At 58.7% G+C, this 2696-nt stretch carries 3 protein-coding genes; 1 reads left to right on the forward strand and 2 read right to left on the reverse strand.

Translation table 11 applies throughout. From position 1 onward, the window contains the following. Nucleotides 1–865 (forward strand): hypothetical protein (locus IRZ24_RS19065; RefSeq protein WP_297167940.1); only part of this gene is annotated, 865 nt, incomplete at its 5' end. 136 nt (nucleotides 866–1001) lie between these two features. On the opposite strand, the gene IRZ24_RS19070 is transcribed toward IRZ24_RS19065, so the two are convergent. Together IRZ24_RS19070 and sigZ are read right to left on the reverse strand one after the other, a co-directional pair. Next, entirely contained in the window at nucleotides 1002–1802 is an 801-nt protein-coding gene (locus IRZ24_RS19070) for a methyltransferase domain-containing protein (RefSeq protein ID WP_297167944.1), read from the reverse strand. Nucleotides 1803–1961: 159 nt separating this feature from the next. Continuing rightward, nucleotides 1962–2609 carry an RNA polymerase sigma factor SigZ gene (gene sigZ, locus IRZ24_RS19075; protein ID WP_297167947.1) on the reverse strand — a complete coding sequence of 216 codons (648 nt, stop codon included), beginning with the start codon at nucleotides 2607–2609 and terminating at the stop codon, nucleotides 1962–1964. Between the last annotated feature and the right edge of the window lie 87 nt (nucleotides 2610–2696).

A 2696-nucleotide genomic window follows, 5' to 3' on the forward strand; every position in this document is an offset into this window, starting at 1 on the left:
CTTTTTGGGAGATGTCTGGCCGATGAGTTCTCCTCCGCTCTCCAGCGATTTCTTGCGTTTTCCGACTGAACGTGAGCTTGTGTTACGCAGTGATGAGACGCTGGTAGGGGTGATTCCTGAAATTTGCCTGGTTTCACATTTCCAGGTCGGAAATTGGGAGGTGCTCTATCGCCCTCTGACAACGGGCAATGTTCGCCGCTGGGGCCTGCCGTTGATGATCCCGAATTTTTCACGCTTGCGCAATGGGCTGTTTGTGGAGAAAGGTACGTCTTTGCCTATCCACGGTTTTGGTCGCTTGCTCCCCTGGACCTTGCTGGCGGCGGCTGAGCAGCAGGTGGTCCTGGAGCTGCGCAGTAATGAGACGACGCGCGCCTGCTACCCCTATGACTTTACCTTTACGGTGACAGTGTCGGTAGCTCCCGCTACGCTGACTTATACCCTCTCAATGGAGAATCGGAGCGCAGAGGTGATGCCGATCGCTCCGGGTTTTCATCCCTATTTTGCAGTGGCTCAAGCCGCTAAGCCGCGTTTGCAGGTGCAGGGCTTGCCCGGTTTTGAGGCGGCGGCCATCGATTGGGAGCGACAGCCGCCTGATACTCCCTATCCTTTCGCCGGCCAGGTGACGATCGTCTTCCCTGGACACGGTACTCTGACGATTGCCGAGTTACCTCAGGAGGGCCGCTTTGCCCTGCATAATATGCAAGTGTGGACGGAGCTGCCGACACGCCCGGACCATGCTTTTGTCTGTTTTGAGCCGACGGTCGGCAGTGAGGATGCGCTGAATAGGCCCGCTGACCGTCTGGAGATTGCCCCAGGGACAACGGCTTCGATCGTTCTGCAGTTGCGTGCCCAGGTACAACCTTGATCAGGTCGACTTGACGGGGTCGCCTGATCAAGGTCGCTGTTGTTTTCGGCACGGTGCTTGTTGCTATCTTGGCGGCCCGGCTCCTCACCGCTGGTGATTGGCCACTCTTTCTTGCTTGTTGAAGCCAGGCTGACGCTTAAGCTGATGGCTTGCGCGCTCGAATGAGGATGGCGAGCCAGTGGCCTTCGAGGAGATGGCGCTCTTCTTCGCTGATGAATGATGGCCAGCTCCAGTTTGCCGAGACTGGTTCGGTCACGATGTCGTGAAACCCAACGCTGGCTAGTAGCTCACGATAGGTCGCCAGGCTGATGGCACCAGCCAGGCAGGCCGCCCAGGCCCGCGGTTCCTCACGAAGCCTGACGGGTAGCTCGCCTTCGAGCACCATATCGGCCAGGCTAAGCCTTCCACCCGCCTTGAGGAGTCGGTAGGCCTCTCGCAGAACCCGCTCTTTGTCAGGCACCAGGTTGATTGCGCAGTTAGAAATGATGAGGTCAATACTCTCGCTGGGTAATGGGACCTCCTCCATGAGGCCTTTGAGCAACTGGACGTTCTCTAGACCGAGCAGGCGTCGGTAGTGCTCAGCCCGCTCTAGAGCGGCTTCGTTCATGTCCAGGCCGTAGACATGGCCCCCGGGCAGTACTCGCTGGGCCGCTAGCAGGACGTCAAGGCCGGTGCCGCAGCCTAGATCAAGTACGGTCTCCCCCGGTCTTAGCTCAGCCCGCTTGAGAGGATCGCCACAGCAGCAGGAGCTGGTTAGTAGTTCCGCGGGCAGGTTGTTGAGTTGCTCAGGAGCATAGCAGTCACACTGGCTGGACGCCTGCCCCTGCTTTCCATCCTCGCAACAGCAGACTGTTGCCGCATTCAATATGGCTTCTTGATAGTAACGCTGAACGCATGATCGAAGATCTTCTTCTGATTTAAAAGGCATATCTGCCATGACGGTGCTTGCCTCCTTCCGGCTGGCTGATGCTGGCGGTCGGTCGCTAGACCAGCGCCGCTTTTTCTTTGTCTGGAGGAGAAGACGCCCTCTCAGCGAAAAGGACGCAGCCAGCCAGCCAGACGGTCAGGCGACCCAGGCGAGGGGCTAGCAGGGAAGTTAGCGACCGGAGGCAGCAGCGCAGGTACTCTCATAGGGACCAGCGCCGCCACATGGTTCGCTTTCCTCGGGCCCGAGACAACAGGGGGTCAGTGGCCGGTAGCCGATTACTCGCCCCAGCCGGTCAAATTCAAACTGGCAGCAGGCCCCCAGGAGCTGGCGGAGCCGCTCACGCGCTCTTTGGACGCGTGACTTGGCCCCAGAGAAGGAGAGACCCAGACGGCGGGCCAGCTCGCGCTGCGAGAGTCCCTCATACTCGGTAAGAATCAGCGCTTCGCGATAGGGTGCAGGCAGACAGTGGATCAGCTCCTGTAAGGATCGCTTGATGGCTGCCCGCGCGACCTCACTGGCTTGCTCTTGCTCAGAACGCAGCACCTCGCTCGTGGCTACCTGAGACTGAGGCTGATCCTCTAGTGGTAGAAGGTTGCGACGCCGACGGTAGTAATCGCAGACCAGGTGACGGGCAATGCGATAGGCCCAGTGCTCCAGTTTCTCATGGGAACGCAGCTCTTGAGAGTGTTGGTGAATACGTAGAAAAATTTCTTGTAAGAGGTCGTCTACGCTCTCTTCGTCAGGCAGTCGACGACTGAGAAAGAGACGCAGCGGCTCATGTAAGGCAACCCAGGCTTGTTCGCTCACGCTGGACATCGGTGCGGCCTCCTCGTGCACAGACCTTTCTTTTAGAAGACGTGGCTTCGCCTGAAAGGACGCGGAGCCTCTTTTCCTCAAGCGCAG

It is taken from the genome of Thermogemmatispora sp. (assembly GCF_019683755.1).
GTDB lineage: Bacteria > Chloroflexota > Ktedonobacteria > Ktedonobacterales > Ktedonobacteraceae > Thermogemmatispora.

What these genes read in the sequence shown, in the direction of transcription:
- IRZ24_RS19070 (WP_297167944.1), bottom strand. Translation starts at nt 1,802, where the DNA reads ATGGCAGATATGCCTTTTAAATCAGAAGAAGATCTTCGATCATGCGTT.
- sigZ (WP_297167947.1), bottom strand. Translation starts at nt 2,609, where the DNA reads ATGTCCAGCGTGAGCGAACAAGCCTGGGTTGCCTTACATGAGCCGCTG.